18 protein-coding genes and 1 pseudogene are annotated in these 16,900 nt (G+C 51.7%); 11 read left to right on the forward strand and 8 right to left on the reverse strand.

Annotated elements, in window-relative coordinates:
- The first annotated feature begins 274 nt into the window (after positions 1-274).
- From JN524_RS01125 to JN524_RS01140, 4 genes and pseudogenes are all read left to right on the forward strand, one after another.
- Positions 275-1,141, forward strand: coding sequence for a patatin-like phospholipase family protein (locus JN524_RS01125; RefSeq protein WP_202368167.1), 867 nt, complete (start codon positions 275-277; stop codon positions 1,139-1,141).
- Positions 1,142-1,376: 235 nt separating this feature from the next.
- On the forward strand, positions 1,377-1,586 hold the full coding sequence (locus JN524_RS01130) for a hypothetical protein (protein WP_202368168.1): 210 nt from the start codon (positions 1,377-1,379) through the stop codon (positions 1,584-1,586).
- A 192-nt stretch (positions 1,587-1,778) separates the two neighbouring features.
- A pseudogene (locus JN524_RS01135) lies at positions 1,779-2,048 on the forward strand (glutathione binding-like protein); the annotation flags it as partial.
- A gap of 477 nt (positions 2,049-2,525) precedes the next feature.
- On the forward strand, positions 2,526-2,972 hold the full coding sequence (locus JN524_RS01140) for a helix-turn-helix domain-containing protein (protein ID WP_237402903.1): 447 nt from the start codon (positions 2,526-2,528) through the stop codon (positions 2,970-2,972).
- A gap of 415 nt (positions 2,973-3,387) precedes the next feature.
- Here the strand turns inward: JN524_RS01140 and JN524_RS01145 are convergent, their stop codons facing one another.
- The 4 genes from JN524_RS01145 to JN524_RS01160 form a co-directional block, all read right to left on the reverse strand.
- The gene (locus tag JN524_RS01145) at positions 3,388-4,302 is read right to left on the reverse strand and encodes a toll/interleukin-1 receptor domain-containing protein (protein WP_202368170.1); all 915 of its coding nucleotides are present in this window, start codon (positions 4,300-4,302) and stop codon (positions 3,388-3,390) included.
- A gap of 131 nt (positions 4,303-4,433) precedes the next feature.
- Positions 4,434-5,189 carry an AbiV family abortive infection protein gene (locus JN524_RS01150; RefSeq protein ID WP_202368171.1) on the reverse strand — a complete coding sequence of 252 codons (756 nt, stop codon included), beginning with the start codon at positions 5,187-5,189 and terminating at the stop codon, positions 4,434-4,436.
- Complete coding sequence (locus JN524_RS01155) at positions 5,161-5,670, reverse strand: hypothetical protein (protein ID WP_202368172.1); 510 nt, start codon at positions 5,668-5,670, stop codon at positions 5,161-5,163. The genes JN524_RS01150 and JN524_RS01155 overlap by 29 nt, the downstream gene beginning before the upstream one ends.
- A 177-nt stretch (positions 5,671-5,847) precedes the next feature.
- Entirely contained in the window at positions 5,848-8,403 is a 2,556-nt protein-coding gene (locus JN524_RS01160) for a UvrD-helicase domain-containing protein (protein ID WP_202368173.1), read from the reverse strand.
- Positions 8,404-8,761: 358 nt separating this feature from the next.
- Here JN524_RS01160 and JN524_RS01165 point away from each other — a divergent pair, with 358 nt between their 5' ends.
- From JN524_RS01165 to JN524_RS01190, 6 genes are all read left to right on the forward strand, one after another.
- The gene (locus tag JN524_RS01165; RefSeq protein WP_202368174.1) at positions 8,762-9,670 is read left to right on the forward strand and encodes a hypothetical protein; all 909 of its coding nucleotides are present in this window, start codon (positions 8,762-8,764) and stop codon (positions 9,668-9,670) included.
- Positions 9,671-9,964: 294 nt separating this feature from the next.
- On the forward strand, positions 9,965-10,453 hold the full coding sequence (locus tag JN524_RS01170; protein WP_237402904.1) for a TIR domain-containing protein: 489 nt from the start codon (positions 9,965-9,967) through the stop codon (positions 10,451-10,453).
- A gap of 35 nt (positions 10,454-10,488) precedes the next feature.
- The gene (locus JN524_RS01175; RefSeq protein WP_202368176.1) at positions 10,489-11,643 is read left to right on the forward strand and encodes a toll/interleukin-1 receptor domain-containing protein; all 1,155 of its coding nucleotides are present in this window, start codon (positions 10,489-10,491) and stop codon (positions 11,641-11,643) included.
- The gene (locus JN524_RS01180) at positions 11,640-12,236 is read left to right on the forward strand and encodes an SLOG domain-containing protein (RefSeq protein WP_202368177.1); all 597 of its coding nucleotides are present in this window, start codon (positions 11,640-11,642) and stop codon (positions 12,234-12,236) included. Before JN524_RS01175 ends, JN524_RS01180 begins: the two co-directional genes overlap by 4 nt.
- A 12-nt stretch (positions 12,237-12,248) precedes the next feature.
- Complete coding sequence (locus tag JN524_RS01185) at positions 12,249-13,007, forward strand: hypothetical protein (RefSeq protein ID WP_202368178.1); 759 nt, start codon at positions 12,249-12,251, stop codon at positions 13,005-13,007.
- A gap of 12 nt (positions 13,008-13,019) precedes the next feature.
- Complete coding sequence (locus JN524_RS01190; protein WP_202368179.1) at positions 13,020-13,436, forward strand: hypothetical protein; 417 nt, start codon at positions 13,020-13,022, stop codon at positions 13,434-13,436.
- A gap of 183 nt (positions 13,437-13,619) precedes the next feature.
- Here the strand turns inward: JN524_RS01190 and JN524_RS01195 are convergent, their stop codons facing one another.
- Positions 13,620-14,201 carry a toll/interleukin-1 receptor domain-containing protein gene (locus JN524_RS01195; RefSeq protein ID WP_202368180.1) on the reverse strand — a complete coding sequence of 194 codons (582 nt, stop codon included), beginning with the start codon at positions 14,199-14,201 and terminating at the stop codon, positions 13,620-13,622.
- A 735-nt stretch (positions 14,202-14,936) separates the two neighbouring features.
- On the opposite strand from JN524_RS01195, the gene JN524_RS01200 reads away from it, so the two are divergent.
- A complete protein-coding gene (locus JN524_RS01200; protein ID WP_202368181.1) occupies positions 14,937-15,266 on the forward strand; it encodes a hypothetical protein in 330 nt (109 codons plus the stop codon).
- Between the two features lie 97 nt (positions 15,267-15,363).
- Here JN524_RS01200 and JN524_RS01205 read toward each other — a convergent pair whose 3' ends face one another.
- From JN524_RS01205 to JN524_RS01215, 3 genes are all read right to left on the reverse strand, one after another.
- On the reverse strand, positions 15,364-15,534 hold the full coding sequence (locus tag JN524_RS01205) for a type II toxin-antitoxin system PrlF family antitoxin (RefSeq protein ID WP_202368182.1): 171 nt from the start codon (positions 15,532-15,534) through the stop codon (positions 15,364-15,366).
- A 50-nt stretch (positions 15,535-15,584) separates the two neighbouring features.
- The gene (locus JN524_RS01210; protein WP_202368183.1) at positions 15,585-16,025 is read right to left on the reverse strand and encodes an antitoxin Xre/MbcA/ParS toxin-binding domain-containing protein; all 441 of its coding nucleotides are present in this window, start codon (positions 16,023-16,025) and stop codon (positions 15,585-15,587) included.
- A gap of 366 nt (positions 16,026-16,391) precedes the next feature.
- Complete coding sequence (locus tag JN524_RS01215; protein ID WP_202368184.1) at positions 16,392-16,826, reverse strand: DUF6957 family protein; 435 nt, start codon at positions 16,824-16,826, stop codon at positions 16,392-16,394.
- Positions 16,827-16,900: the final 74 nt, after the last annotated feature.

A 16,900-nucleotide genomic window follows, 5' to 3' on the forward strand; every position in this document is an offset into this window, starting at 1 on the left:
TCCTTCGCCGACGGTGGTTATCCGTTGTCCCTAAGGTATTCGAATCATTCGTTCGTACAGTGAGCCCGGTGCTTTTACGTTTGGCTAGCACGCATTGCGTTGTCAAACGGGCACCTATTTAGGCTGCACCAGTTCGCCATTTTCCTCTGCCCGTTGTGCCGAAACACGATCAATCGCATAGGCAAGATAGGATCGGTTATGTGGCGAGCATCCGTTGGAAACGACGATCCGCCGCTACACTCCATCGATACGTATCTACATTGAGGCCTCGAACATGGCGACCAAAACCGCAATCGTATTCGCTGGCGGTGGCAGCTTAGGTGCTGTCCAGGTGGGCATGTTGCGGGCTTTGGTCGAAGCCAATCTTCGATTCGACATGGTGATTGGCGCTTCGGTAGGCGCTATTAATGGCGCTTACTTTGCCGCCAGGCCCGATTCAGATGGCGTTGAGGCGCTCACGGGTTTTTGGCGCCGGCTAGGCAAAGATGACATTTTTCCCCTCTCCTGGGTCGATACCTGTAAGGGATTGATCAAACGTCGTGGCTTCCTGTTACAGCCGGCGGCGTTACACCGATTGTTGGATCAGGCGCTGCCCATTCATCGTATTGAAGAGGCGACGCTACCCCTCTACATCGTCACCACTGACCTGTTAAGTGGTGCCGAGACGGTGCTGTCCAGTGGCGATCTGAAGCAGGCGTTATTGGCCAGCGCTGCTATCCCCTTGGTGTTTCCCAGCGTACAAATCGCCGATCAATTTCTAATAGACGGTGGCGTGGCTAGCAATACACCAATTTCGACTGCCGTAGCCCTAGGCTCCACCAATGTCGTGGTCGTCCCCACTGGAATGAGTTGTGCCTTGTCTCAACCGCCCAGAGGCTTGATTGCCCTGGCCTTGCATACCGTCAACCTGATGAGCATGCGTCAGTTGGTGAGCGATATTGAACACTTCCGCACGCTCACCAGCTTGCACATCGTCCCGCCTTTGTGTCCTGTAGATGTCTCGGTATTCAACTTTGCCCAAACCGAGTCTTTGTTGCAGCGCGCTTATGAGCAGACCCTTAGGTGGCTTGACCGTGGGGGGCTTGAACGCACCAAGGTTCCGCATACCTTGGTGACCCATTCACATGCCCATGAGCATTGATTAACGTGAATTAGCGCTAGACGAGGGTCTCGACACTGCGAGCGATGTTGGAGGATTTGGGCGTGTGAGCACCATACACTTCGATGCGGACTATGCCCATTACCTGTTCATTAGTGTTTGATAGGGAGGCTGCAAAAGTTGTTCTCTATCGTGGGACGTACCATCAAGCGCTGAGCGAATCGCAATTTCAGTCAGCACCGTTGCTACGCTGACTTTTTTCATGGAGAAATCGACGATGTCGAACTCAGACTTAATCCCTTCCCTACTATTCAAGATCAATCAAAACCAGCTAGCCCTTGAGGCTGCGATCATGGAGTTAACACTGTGGATCGAGCATCATCATCCAGGTGAGGTAGGAGGCAATGTGCGCGGTGCACTGGAAACGATCGGCAGCAACGAAGAGTTCATCACACTGTCGATAGCGGTGCTCATGACGCCTGAGTGAACAGGTCGCGAATTAGATCGTCTGTGCGTGTCGGCTGCGTAATGAATATCTTCATGGTAGGCATCCAGGGAGTGCTGACCGTCTGAATGTGAAAGGAGGACTCCCTTGAGCGGCCAGAAGATTTTGGAGGCGGTTTTGGTACGCTTGAACCGTGCCCAAACGTCGGCAACCTTTGCGACACTGAGCGTCAATCTCAACCGCAGGCTAGAAGGTCGTACCTTCATTGCTGGTGACGACTACTCGATTGCCGACATGGCGGCTTATCCGTGGGTCGTACCATGGCAGCGTCAGCAGCAGAACCTGGACGATTTTACGAACCTGAAACGCTGGTTTCTGGCTATTCAGGCTCGGCCAGCTACGGTACGTGCGTACGCCAAAGGCGAAGCAGTATCGCAAAATCGCGCAACGGTAACTGAAGAAGGAAAGAAGATCTTGTTTGGGCAAACGGCGAAAACCACTTAGCCAGAAAGGCGTTATGTATTCTCAAGGGTTTCAGCTTTCGTAATACCCACGATGTGAAACAGCTGAGCATGGCGTTGGAGCAATGGGCTCGGTCGACGTGCATGACGAATAGACCGAGCCCAGCGTTACGCACATGGAAATACTCATCGGCCATCGCGAGCAACCAGAAGCTGTCTAGTTAAGGCTCAAAAAATGGACACGGCCTGTCATTGCCTAAGCCATTGAGAACTCACGTAGTCCGTTGTCGATTTCTTCTGTGAGCTCACTATTGGTATTGAAGAGTCCAGCCATCAGTGCTGGGGCTCTTTAGTGTATTTTTCACAAAGCGCTGAGAATGCGATGCACACACGATTAGCGCATTTTAATGCACTGCCGCTCATCGTTGATCATGTATTAGTGCATCTTAATGCGCCAATCACTGGTTTGTGATGGCCAAAGAACTCACCGTCCAAGTGTTCGCAAACGACGCCTGGCAAGATGCCAAGCTTTCGCGGCGTGACCAGCATTTCTATGGACAATCTGGGTGCTGGCCTGAAGGAATGGATGGATATGAAAGAGATGACCTTAAAAGAGCGCAAGGCCTACATTCAAGCAGTGGCCGATGAGGTTGCCCAGGGGCAACTGACGCTTGGCGGCGCCGTCAAACGACTTCGTGAAAATCTTCTGGGTGTGAGCCAAGAGCGGTTCGCGCTGGCCAGCAAAATTTCAAAGCGGGCCTTGTCGCAGTTAGAGGTGGATAGCGGCAATCCTACTCTCGCGACGCTCGAAGCTGTATTCAAGAAGTTCGGCCTCCAGATATCCCTGGCTCACCTCAGTCCGATAGATCTCAATGCTGTAGCGGCCAAGAAAAGCAACGCTGGCTTCGGCATTGCCACAGCTACTCCTTCGCGGACGCCCGTCCCTTCTACAAGCAAGCCGACTTAGGCACTAGGGGCCTTCTGAAAAAATATTTTTCTTGACACTGAGCGGCAAAAACTAATTCCCACTTCGTACCGTCCAAGTCTCCCTGGCCGCAGCTTCCGGTACCGTCGAAACATTGAATATTGCCAAGAGGCCGTCGCTCTAATGGGAGAAGAGATTAACCATCCGAGATACCCTCAGGCGCGCACACAGGCGCGATAGGGGATTTTGAGATTAGGCAAATGCCATCGGGATTTGGCTGTAGTAGTCCCGAATCGCGTTTGGCAGGGTCGCTGCGTGGGTCGACATCACACTGTGAAGTAGCTGAAGCTGCAACACCGCCTGGCGACCCGTTACTGCAACTTGCAAGAAATCATGCGTTGATGAGCACGTACGCCTTCCGGCGGCGGTGTATAGGGCACTTCTCTACGAACAACGCCTAGTCATTCACCAGAACCTCGTAGGAGAATGTCACATGTTCTGGAATATATTCCTTAGCATTGACTTCGTTTTGTACTTCATCTATCGCAATGATACATAGAACCCCGTGTGAATTTAGTAGCACTACTCTCTGTTCCACAACTGGTGAGACAGCGCGACCAGGCGTTAAGAAAGAACCAACAGCGGCTAGATCGAAATTCGGATCAGCAATCAGACCGATCGCTTCAAGACCACCATCTGTGTAGACGTGCACGCTATTGGTGGAAGCACCGCTAAATACTACTTTGAATTCATACTCTCCGTGACCAATCGTATAATGAGCATGGTCTCTATAACGAAAGGTTACGCGCCCTTTGAGGGAAGGGTTCGCGTAGAGAGCCTTGTCACGGAGAGCACCAATATGTTCAAGACGTGCGGCGCGTTTACGAACCAGCGATATTGGGACGGCATGCGCTTTATTTGCAGGTAACCCCTCAACCCATCGCCAGATTTCCTCGAGCTGGAGCGACCCGGGAAACTCATTCTTTTCGGGGTAGAAATTAAAGTCAAAACCCCTTGGATCATGGCCTTTAAGCCAATCGGGCAAAATACTTTCAGGGTTATTAATGAAGACGACTGATAACCATGTATCAGGCTTGCTCGGGAAAGCCTCGTTCATCCACTTTGTCTCTTTGCCGACTCCCGATTCTGGTTTATTGTTAGCGCGGTCAACGTAATTTTCGTCGACAATCAACAGAACGTGAGAAGCCTCTGTAACCTGTCGCATGAAACCAGTCAGACTTGATCCATAATCAACCTCCTCATCGAGTTTTATGTCATACCCGATTAGATGGAGTTGGCTAGCGAGCAAGCGAACCCACTCTCGATGAGCCGTTGATGTCCACGCGTAAGAGATAAATAGATCGGCACTCATGCATTCATTTCCATTTTAGACAGCAAGCCTGCGATACCCGCAAAAAAAGTAAAAGGACACCCGAACATTGGCGCACTTTCGGGAATCCTTCCTGAAGCCGATTCCCGCAGCGCAAAGCCCAAAAACACCACTTAATCGGCGTGCTCCCATAGTCTGCCGTCCTCATGAGCTTCATACACAATTGGGTTGGTCAATTCTTCAGAACGCCGATGAGCATTCAGGCAGTCTGACGCGTAACTAACCAGCTTCGTGGCGCCGTTTTTGTCTATTGCACCACTTGGGCGCCGGATCGCTCCATCCTTGACGTCCACGTAAGTCGACAGATTCTTCTTGTTATAGGATTCGGGTACAGATTGGTTCGCAGCAATCAGCCACGGAATACCGTTATCACCACCGACCTCACTTGTTCGACCAAAAGCATAGAAGTGGCCGTTTTGCGACCCAATTTTGCTCACGTGGCTGGTGAAGCGTTTTTTGACATCCTTCCAGTCGACCGCTTCATTTTTTTCAAGTCGACTAATGACACCTATCAAGATAGGGATCTTACCAAGTTCTTCAACGCAGAAATGTGCGAGCAAGTATGCACGGCTGTACAGTTCATTTCGCAGTAGAAGCTCAGACTCATGATGTAACGCCGCTGCGTTATCAAAGATCGCTAAACGTAAAGCGTATAGCTGTTGGATTGAAAGGGTATGCATATGTCTAAACTTGGCATGGGAAGGACTTATCCTTGCAGAAGGCCAACCCGAATGTCGAGTGACTTCTTTTTTCGATCGGCAGAGAGCGGCCAACGTCTTGACGTTGATTCCGTTGACGCTAAGCGAGGACAGCGGAAAGCCAACTGGAGAGCGCCGCCACTCAATACTGCAGGAAAAAACGCCGGACACCTGGGCTTCTCTCAAGCGCAAGGCCCAGTACTGCCAGAGATTGATCTAAAAGCATGTTATCCCGTTCGGATCCCTCGACAAGATCCACGTGGCCGGTCGCCCCGTCACGATATTTGGCACCGTGCACCAGGTTGTTTCGCGCTCGGCGAATGGCGAGGAAGAGTTCCGCAGAGTTTCTGACTCCCGGAGTTTCGCGCCATCCCAGACCACCTCCGTCGGGGAGCATGACCTGTTGCTTGGGCGGCCTATTGACCAAATCTGGAGCCATCTCTTGAGCAATCACCTCCTCTAGAAAACCATTTCCCAGATCGCGTGCGAAGCCGTCCCAGTCCGCGCTCACCTTCTCTCTATCCAGCGCGGCATAGGTAATGGATCGTTTGAGTGCACATTCAAACCTTGCGAAGACGACAAAGAAGTCGACCGCAAGCTTGGGTAAGTCTCCGCCAAGCGCCTGCTCCACAAGCTGTTGATGGTTTCCCATAGCTTCCACTCCGAACAGACTCAATTAGTCCCAATAACCAGTGACGACACCGACTGCCTGTCTATCGCATCAGTGCGTCGGATTCGTCGCGCATCAAGGGATCGTCACCTTCTAGGAACCGAACGAGATACTCATTCAATCGCTCGCTCCAGTGTCGCTACCCACTCGTTGATGCATTCAATAAACACGGTTGCCAAGATGCTTTGCCGGCGCCTTGGCTTTGCTGGTTGCAGCGGGCACCGGAGCATTGACCTTATTCCAGTACGGTTGAGCCGCGTTGATGTAGCGGCTGGCCCTTTGGATGGCAGGCTTCGACTCGTCATCCAGATACCAGTAGCAGTAGGTGATGGCTCTGGTTATCGCCACATAAGCAGTGCGCAATGCCTCCTCCCCCTGTGAAGTGTCGTAACCACACGGGTCACCTGGGCGATTCATACCTGCCTGCGCATAAAGATCATTTTTGGAAGGTGAGGAGGTTTTAAGGTCGCAATCTCCAAGCAGAAAAACGGCTTTGGCCTGCAGGCCCTTAGCAGAATGGTAGGTCAGGAAATGTATCTGACTAGAGCGCTTTTCCAGCCTGGCTCTTTCTCGAAGATCTTCCAGCGCGTCACGCGCCTCCTCCTTGACGGAGTTTGAGCGTGTCAGGATGAGAATCGAATCGCCGGCATCGTAATGACGCTCCACATCCGCTGCGATTTGCTTCCAATCCATATCTCGGACTTCTACCGGTACCTGGTGGCCTGTCACTGAACTGTTTTTGGCAATCCCCCGCTTCCCAGGCACACCACCGGGCGTGCGTTTCACAATTTCCTCCGCGGCATCGATTACCATCTGATGCGAACGATGATTCTCCTGCATGAACACTCGATTGGGCTCTGGCGATTGGAAAACCTTGTCAAAATCGATGAGGTAGTGCGGCGAACTGCCTCGCCATCCGTAAATGCTCTGCCAGTCATCACCGACCGCCATGAGCGAGGCGTAGGCCGGTGAGCCAGTGGTAGGAACAGTCAAATTCCGTCGTTCGATTTCGGCGAAAGTCGCGCGAATCCACGAGATGGTATTGGCCCCGACGTCCTGGAACTCGTCGACGAGCAAGGTGGTCATCGGTCGCAAAACCCCAGGCGTCAGCGCCCGAAGATTGTGCGGCTTACGCTCGCTGAAGATAGCGAACATCGTGTTAAACGTCATGACCGGCGGAGTCATGTTAAAGAGCATGCGTGTGAAGTCGCTCCAGTAGATCGCGAGGGCATGGAAGAAATCGCGATCCGCGTCGTCTTTGCGCAATCGCATGGCTCGGATCGCCTCGAAAACATCCAGGCCAAGGTTCTCCATGTACGATGCGGCGCTGTAGAACGCCTCCGTGATGTACTGCGCAGTGATGTCACCTTCCAGCTTGTAGGTGAATTTAGGACAGGTGTTTACCAGGCTTCGGATCGCCTCAATGGGGCCCGCTGACTCGACATAGCTTTTGAGGTAGATCACCGGACGGTTGCAGTGAGCTTGGAAGAGTATGCGCTTGTTCTTCACATCCGCCCTCAGGTAAGGAAAGCGCCCTTCCTTAGCCTTCAAATCACTCGGCTCAGATTTATCTACGCCCAGGATGACGAAAGCGTCGAGCTCCGGAATGTAACCGTTGACCTGGAAATCTTGGCCTAGGAGCTGGATCACCTTACGCGAAGGCTCGATGCCCTCGATGGGCCATTTACCTGCAGCTCGCCACAGCTTTTCCAGAGTGTCGCAAATGTCGTCGTCAGCCTTGGCCAAGTCGCGGGCCTGGCGCTGCGCCTTTAGTGCATCAGGACTATCTGCGTTCACTTTTTCCATCGCTAATGCGTGGCGGAAGAGCTTGCCGATGAGCGTTTTAAAATCTGGATTCTTGTCGTAAAGGCGCATGTAGCACTCGTTCATCAGCTCAAGCTGGGGCTCCCCAACCTTCACTTGGAACATGGAGCCTTTCTCTTTCGTACTGCCATCCTTTTCCAAGAATTCAAAAGGTTGCACCTGACTCATGCCCGGCAGGCATCGAGCGAAGGACAAAATTCGTGAGTGGAAGGTACGGACGATTTTTAGCGAGTCATCATGCGAAATGTCATAGCCCCAAAGCTTGAAGACCTCGCGAACTTTTTTCGCGAAATCCTTCTTGGACTCAACTGTGAAGGTCACCACGGTGAGGTTCGAGAAATCGACGCCCAAGTAATGCCTTAGCACCAGGAGTCGTAGCACCATGGTCGTTGACTTGCCACTCCCCGCGCCGGCAACCACAGAGGTCGTAGGCGTCTTGGACAGAATCATTTTCCACTGATCCGCAGAGGGTGGTTGCTTCGGCAGTTTGTCAGCAACCTCAGCTCTAATTTGCGCCTCCAACTCATCAGTGATTGGAAAGCGCCAATCTTTAAAGAGTTGGTCGTCGCGAATCCCGGGAGCCTCAATTATGGGATCTGGGCCTGGCTGAACCTCGATGACCAGCTTGCCTTCGTCAAACCCCTTTTTGTGCCCGGCTTCGAACCCTGTTACCTGCCCTTCTTCGAAGCCAAGGGTTCGACCTTCTTCAAGGCCACTCACATGGCCTTCGCCAAGACCGCGCTCATGGCCCAGCTTATCTCCTGTGACAAGCCCAGCAGCCTGCCCCAAACTGAAGCCTCGCTGGTATCCATCATGATGCCCCGCTGCACGACCAGCTCTCCAAGCCGATGCCTGTTGCACACCGGCTGCATCGAGTAGACGGTTGATCATGCGACTCAGTAGACTTTTAGAAAAAGAGGGCTCAACGATCTCATCAACTTGAGCGTCAGACTTTGGGGCATCCACTACAACTAATCTCCATTTTGTGCGACAACGCTCACGCGCCAGGCTTCTCACGCGTTCCTAGGCCCCAATGCAACGCCACATCCGAGGTTTGGGCCACGCGAAGCCTACCACCAGAGAGGATTTTTCTCTCATCGCGTCTGAAAAAGACCTTGAGAGGCGCGCACACGGTGCCAATGCTGGTGGACGTCATGGCCGAAGCTCGCTCGTCACGATTACTCGCATCGACGCCATGGACTTCTGGAAATATTCAGATGAATGACAGGGTTGACCCTAAGGATCTGCCATGAACGAACCTTTTAAAGCGCAAAAAATTTTAGATGCACTCGCAGCATTCAAACACAAGATGACTGAAACCAGCGCACTGAGAAGCTCGATCAGTTCACGCTTTGACAGTGAATTGCGAAGGTTGCAGGAAGAGAAAAAGCATGAGCAAGAGTCAGGCATGGAGGATATTCCTCGCTCTGTCCACCACATGATCTACCATGACTTGAGAAACGGCCGAGCGACAACCTATGGTGCTAAACGTCTGTTTCTAGACGATGAGATTAGATCTGCCCACATTCATAAAAACCGACACTATCAGTGGGTATTGGCAGAAGCTTATGAAGCGTTTGAAGATTTTCTAGAGCACCTCTACGCGGGCATAGGGTACGTCGACATCGACTTCTGGCCGAAGTCAGACTTTGGTAATATTGATTTGTCGGACTTATCAACCAAAGACTTCAGCTGGTTTCTGACCCAGGTGGCCCTCAAAAAGAACAAACCAAACAGCATCCTCTCCTGTTTCAGGAACAGATTCAAAGAACTCAGAGAAATAGAAACAAAAAACCATCTCGATTGCCACGTAGGATTTGAGCTGTGCTTAATTTCCAAGCTGCGCCACTTGATCGTCCACAACTCAGGTCTAGCCAAAAACAAAGACGAAGTGATCGCTCGCACTCTGAAAGCGTCCGCAATAAATGAGAAAGACAAAGAGATGCTTACAGCTAAAGCCAACAAGTTCTTCAGTAACCTAAAAGACTCCAAAGAAACTCACGTGTTTCTCCTTGGTCACACCGATCCGACCCATCGCATTTTCTCCACTTATAATCTTAGCGACCTGCTGGGTTTGATGATGAATTATGCCCAAATATTGACTGAGATTGTGTTTAAGCAACTCCACGAAAAAGGTCTTATCACGCAAAGTGATTAAAGCTGAAACGACACTCAGATCAATTCAGCACCGCACCGTGAACGATACGTTACCAACCATGCGCACAACTCTTAGCCTGGGCGCATTGAACCATTACCAGATCCGCAGTCGATAGGCCATTTGCCCATCGAAGCAGCCTGCTCGAGTTCAACACTTCACACACTGCTCGCGCAGGGTGCCCAGACGTGATTTATCTTTAGTAGGACGCTGTAGCGCCGCGCCAAATGCGGCCCTATGATATCAACGCCCGCAGCAACGAGCCCTCGGTGCTGCATTACCTGCGCGGAGACAGTCATGCGCCATTGCTTCTACAGCTTTCACTACCAAGCCGATAATTGGCGAGCCGCGAAAATTCGCTCGATTGGAGCCATCCATGGTGAACGAGAGGCCTACGACAACGGCTGGGAAGCTGTGAAGAATGGAAGTGAGCAGGCAATCGAAAATTGGATCAACACCGAAATGAGAGGCTGCTCCTGCGCCATTGTGCTGATCGGTGAGCAAACCGCAGGCCGTAAATGGATTGACTACGAAATCAAGCAAGCTTGGGAAAAAGGCCTGGGACTGCTTGGGATCCACATTCACGGGATCACTGATCGCAACGGCCAGACCGCCAGAGCCGGGATCAACCCGTTCGCCAAGTTCAACGTGGGTAATGCCGCGCTTTCCAATATCGTACGTGCGTATGATCCAGCGGGGTACGACAGCGCCACACGGTACGCCGATATCTCCCAGAATCTTGGAAAGTGGGTTGAAGAAGCGATAGCGATCAGAAATCGCTACTAACCACCCCGCTCACCACTCTATCGATGAGAAACACCATGCAGGACGCTTCTTACTACTTGGCTATTTTTGGCTCGCCTCCCGACGGTTTCCTTGAGGAATTCCACGAAGCGTTGAAGGCGAAGCTTGCCGTACTGTCGCTCAACCTCGGTGTCGAGGTCGATTGGTACGCAGGAGCGCCTGATAAATATCAGGTTGCAGATGGTAAATGCACGGCGGCTCTGTGCTTTCCCCTTCCTGACGGCCAAGACAAGCACATCACGAAAATGATGAAAGATAGTATCCCTGTCATACCTGTCGCATCGAAACTTGGAAGGCTGACCGAAGAATTTCCGCCGTCTGTCTCGATCCTCAACGGGCTTGGCCTTGACTCGGCGGATATCCCGACGATCGTCAATTGTTTACTGGAATGCGCATCGCTTCTGCCCCGGCAGCGGCGTGTATTCCTCAGCTACCGACGGACGGAATCGACCACCGCTGCGCTGCAGCTCTATGCAGCGCTTTCAGAGCGTTTGTTCGACGTGTTCCTCGATACCCATGAGATTTTGCCCGGCGAACACTTCCAGGAAGTGCTGTGGCAGAAGCTGTGCGACACCGATGTCATGATCTATTTGGACACCCCGACCTATTTCGAGAGCCGTTGGACTACCTTGGAATTCGGGCGCGCCATGTTTCGGGGCATTCCGATCCTGAGAGCGGGTTGGCCAGATGTAGATCTCGATGACCGTAGCCAGATCACACGGGATCTTCTTCTGAAAAAGGACGATTTCCTGCCTGATGGGGTGTCGTTGACCAAAGAGTGTCTCGCACTCATCTGTCGATCGGCTGAGGATTTACGCGCAGAAGGCGTCGCCACGCGCTACCACCAGCTGATGGACGCGTTCGGGAGCTCGCTCAAACGTGCCCACGCGACAATCGAGGGCTATTCACTACGACGAAGCCTTACCGTGAAGCCGAAGCGTGGTGAGCCCATTTACGTCTATCCAGCGCTAGGGGTACCGACGACCTATACTCTGCACGAAGCGACACTAGACAATCACCCAGCTCCTGTGGCTGTAGTGTACGATAATCTAGGAATCGAAGAGAAACGGTGGAAGTCGCATATGGATTGGATTAGCAACTACCTGGAGAAGGATGTTCGATTAATCGATCCTTATAGTTCGGGCTTGCTATTTTTGGACTGGCGAAAATGAAAAAATCGATCTTCCTGTCCGCCAGTGTGCCGACCCGCGGCAGAGCATTTTTTGATGACTGCCACCCGTACCAAATACAAATGGCCGTGAGGTCACTCTTGCTTCTCGTACTCGGGCGGCGACGCATTGTGTTTGGCGGCCACCCTTCGATCACGCCAATGGTCTATGCCGCGGGCAGAAATTTTAAACTTCAAAGTATTGAGTGCGCAACTGTGTATCAGTCCGCGTATTTTGAAGACAAGTTTCCCCTCGAAAACCAAGGTTTTGCAGACATCCGCTTAATCGCCAAGGAAGAAACGCTCAAAGACAGCGTACTGTCCATGCGCGATAGGATGATGGAAGACAATGAGTTCCAGGCTGGCATCTTTATCGGCGGCATGGAGGGAATCATCGAAGAATACAAGTTGTTCACGTCCAAGTTTCCCAAAGCCAAGATCATTGCAGTCCGAGCGGGGGGCGGTGCCACAGCGACCCTCCCCTCTACCCACACTGATCACCGCCTCAAGGAGCTTGAAAAATCCAGGGACTATTTCTCCCTGTACACCAGCATTCTCGGCATCGAACCGGATAGCGAACGGAATTTCGGTAACTAAGGAAGTTTTTAGATGGATCGCGGTTTCAATCTCAGCATCGACACCTTCTCTTACCCTGTCGATATCTCGAAAGTCATGGCCTATAAGGCCGCCAACCAGAAACGTGTCGACGAGCTGGCGAAGCTAATGATCGATGAGGACACATTCGATGCGTCGCTCATTCTGGACTCGCTTTTTCCGGCCGTGAAAGCTGACATATTCCTGTCCCACTCGTCCAAAGACGTAGACGAGGCGATTCAAATCGCGCTGGAGCTCAAGGAAAAATGCGACCTGGACGTATTTATCGACTCTTGCATCTGGGGCTCGATATACGACTTGCTTAAGGCCATCGACAACAAATATTGCCGTCGCGAAGACACAACGTACTACGATTACGATGAGCGCAATCGCTCTACGGCACATGTACACATGATTCTGACCACTGCGCTCCAACGCATGATTGATCAAACCCACACGATCATTTTCATGAACACAGACCAATCGATTTCGCTTAAACACTCGGTGGATGCGGAGCACAAAACGTTGTCCCCATGGATACACATGGAACTCAACTTCACCACTCTGGTACGGCACCGCCCTCGCTACAGAATGGTAGTGGAGAGCAAACGTATATTGGACGAGGTCTATTCGGCCGAGCAGCTGAACATGGCGCATGACGCTCCCGTCGGCCAGCTTACGCCTATCTCCGAGGCGGCGTTTAGAAGGTGGATGCTGCAAGCCTCCGACCTCAAGGGATCAAGGGCAATCGATCAACTTTACAATAATTTTTAACGGATAAGCTCCATGGATGCAAAGCTCAAACATCTAGAATTCGTTCAAGGTGTAGTCAATCGCCTGTCCACTAATTCCTTTTTGCTCAAGGGTTGGTCAATCATCCTGATCTCAGCGCTGTTTGCGCTGTCTGCCAAGGACGCTGACAAGGGTTTCGCGCTTCTGGCCTATATTCCTGGCATCGCCTTCTGGGGCCTCGACGGCTATTTCTTGGCGCTCGAGCGCTGCTACCGCAGGCTCTACGACAAAGTCCGCGCCACTGACAAAGACAAGATCGACTTTATGATGGTGATCGATAAAGGCCAAGGTTGGAAAAACTGGCTCAAAGCCACTTTCTCCAAGACATTGATCGTCTTCCATGGGGCTGTGTTGGTGGCAATCACGGCAGTGGTCGTGGTTTACGTGGTGAAGGCGCACGCTGCTGCGTAACCGACCATCGGCATCTGACTATCCATGGGTCGGTCTACCAAAAGCCCCATGATCATTCATCGCAATGGTGTACGGGTTGTCGAAGTTGCGGGCGAAAAAAAGCCCGCATTGGGGAGCGGGCTGGATAACCTCAGGGAGCCAATTGACCTCGCTCTCCCCCCTTCTGTTGCAGTCGCCAACGCCTTAGAGGAATATTTTGCCGATGCCTGAGACCGGAAAGCCTGGTCTACGGCCTCGCAGAGCGGCAATGTCACCCAAAGGATCACGACTCGGCCTACGGGGGCCGCTCATGCTGTCCTTATCGACGGTTGGGTACAAGCCCAAGTATTCCTGCCCTTCAAATCTCTGATTTTCGCTGTCCAACACCGGTAGAATGGCGACTTGGCCTGGTTTATGGCCGTCAAAATATCCCAGCTCCCAAGGCATCCATTTGGAGCTCGAAGCGTTCTCCGTAGCGATATAGAGCAATGAATCACATTGATTCATCCGACCCCGCAGCCGCTGCGCGGTGTGTTTGTTGACTTGACTACGGTCGAGCTCAGGGTCATCCACCCAGTCGACATAGACCTTCTTCCCCATGTCCTCCAGGAGTACTTTCACACCGAGTACCAACTCGGCGTCGCTGATCGAGTGAGACAAAAATACGTCGAACCTGCTCGCGCGTTTATTGGACTCCATCGACTCTGTTTTCATCTCACCGAGGCTGCGGCTCTTCATTGCTCGCTTGGCGGCAGATCGCGCCTCGTCTTTCGTAAAAAATGCCATGTTCTTATTCCGTGTGATGTGATGGCGTCATCGCCGCTGCTGGATTCTTATTTGAGTCGAAAACCACACTTTAGCCTTGGCTTTGATTCGCCCCCGTTAAAGAAAAACCTTCTCCATGGCCTCCTACGAAGGAAGACAAACACGCAGTTCGGCCATCCGACCCACTACAAGGCCTCTTGAATGTGAAAGCGGCTTGGCCTTGAAGTCTGCTGAACTGGGCTGGGTTTTATAAAACATTATGGAGAACGTCAAGAAGACGCCCTGTTTTCTTACGTTCCCCCCCCTAAATCAGTATCCCCTCGTCCTAGTGCATCGTACAAAAACTCAGGCCACCCGATGAAATCCTAGTCATCAATATTTGGAAGATTTGAATTCAGGGCCCTGAGCATTCAATTCGGGATTTGGCGCTGACCATATCTGTTCCCCATCGCAATGGTGACTTGAGCTCGACTTGCGCCTCGCTGACGTTCTGAGCCTGGCCACAGAGCCAAACTGAGTCTGGGCGTAGACACATGGAGAGAACGCCTATCAGAGCCCTCGCGGGTTTTGAGAGGTACGGAGTTATCCGTGTCCGTGAAAAGAGAATTTGAGCCAATCAATCATCTCTAGAGCGGCCCCACTCACATCATATGAAGGCATTGGTGCCATTAACGCCTATTGAATCTACGAATAAGATACTTGCGACCATGATTGCTCCAATTTTACAATTATCTCATAACAAAAAAGGAGATGATCATGAATTACAAATCAGCGGAATATATCAAACAGTACAATGAGGAACTGGGCAGAGATACTCACTGGGAAATTCGACTGTGTTCAGATGAAGAGCGTGAAGGCTTCTTCGAAATTTATCATTTGAACACTCATCCATCAGATCCCGGCAAGGCCGTTTTGATTGGGTATCTTCCTATCGCGACACCCATTGAAACGCTGATCGGCATGGAATCGCTGTGCCACAATTACTACAATTTTGGGCAAATGGTTGGCATCAAGTCCCATGTCAATTTTCTAATGGGTCATCAAGACACGCTGTTTGCAGACAATGGGGACGAGACGAAGGCATAGTTCTGAAAGCGTGGGTTTAGATCTCGCTGAACTGACATGAGCGGGTTCTAACGCTGCCAATTCGACAAGTGTTACCCATGAACGAATAGGAATCACATCATTCGTTATCTAAAGCGAAAGGCGCATTCAGATCAACGCCTACATCACCGACGAGCAAGGTGATGCGGGCGATCAACTCCCCGTTCAAAGGCTGCAATTGTTCGGGTCGATGAAATATGTCAGCCGCCAAGAAATCCAGCATCTGGATTACCGTATTATCTTCCTTCAAGAGTTCACCCCTCCCTTGTCGTGTTCGTTCCTCTGCGAAAAAGAAGCCATTTAGGTGGGGATTCCGTGCTCAAGTCGACCGATCAGATCAATCACGGCGCTCCTGCCCTCCTCGGTAACGAGCGTTTCCAAAGGAGTTTTTGAGTCAAAACAACGCAGCGGTGATTGTAAGAAAGACATGGCTGCCTGGACATCGCCTTCGAACAACTCGCAGCACGCCTGTAGAGCAACAATCAATCCATACAGACGTCTGCTCTCCCAGACCGAAAAAAAGCCTGCAGTCATCGCTTTCGACAAGCGTTCGTAAGAAATCGCCATGTGCTCACTCAGTATCCCTTCAGCCATACCCCACATCTCGGCCAGCGATTGAAAAAGGGTAAAAGGCATACGGCGCCGAACGACATCGTGAAGTTCAATGCCCGGAGAAGGTAGATTCACGGTGACCCACATGTCTGTTTTCATGGATTCAACAGGGCGTTTCCGTGCGCTCATGCACGGTCTTCTGAGGGTGACCAGTTGACGTGATCGAGGCATCGAACTCGGAGCCAGTCCTCCCCTCCTAATATCCCGGCGTGGCCACAGACCTCGCAGATCGTCATCGACTTTTCTTCTGCACCAGCGATCAACTCACGGCAAATCGTATTACCACACGAGTAGTAAAACCGCAAACCTCCGAATTTTTCCTTAACCTGGCGTGCTCGCACTTGAGGCACCTCGGGGTGTGCTGTCAGATGAGTTCTTAGCGTGCCGCACAGTTCATCTATTTAATCCAGCCCCCCTAGCAAACACGCAATTTCGCAAAACGGAGCACTGGAAAAGATTTCTGGATAGCGATCACGCAAGATCGAGGACAGATCATCAATCATAGGATTCTTCTGCTCGCTTGCTATGCATGGCTAATACTTGAATAGCGGGCAGGCTGACGTGTTTGCGCGCGCCTCGACCGGCCAAGATGAAAATCGTGGTCTCGCTTTCAAAAATGCACCCATCGAAGTCACTTTGATAACCGCTAAGCACGCTGTCACCAGGCGAATGCTTGTTCTGGCTGTCGAACACGGCCGCTTGGGCATATAAGACAGTCGCATCAAGGCCCTGAGTCTTGACTTCCCGCTCAGCAGATTCTGGAAGCATGACATCCAAAATCATCCAGTTCCGGACAACATAGAACGGCTTCTCTTTGAAGGTATCAGCAGCCAGTTCGATCAACTCATCATCGCCAAGTTTTGAGCCCCCAAGAGGGCGTGCTGACCCGTACAGTAGATCTCCCAGCAGTTCGTCGTCTGTAACACTCATTCTCGTCATTGCGCTAACCCGCTCTCCCCTGCGATTACCACCCGGATAACCTTGAGACTTTTACCTCGCCCCCG

The organism is Pseudomonas sp. MWU318, assembly GCF_016756945.1.
Lineage (GTDB): Bacteria > Pseudomonadota > Gammaproteobacteria > Pseudomonadales > Pseudomonadaceae > Aquipseudomonas > Aquipseudomonas putida_A.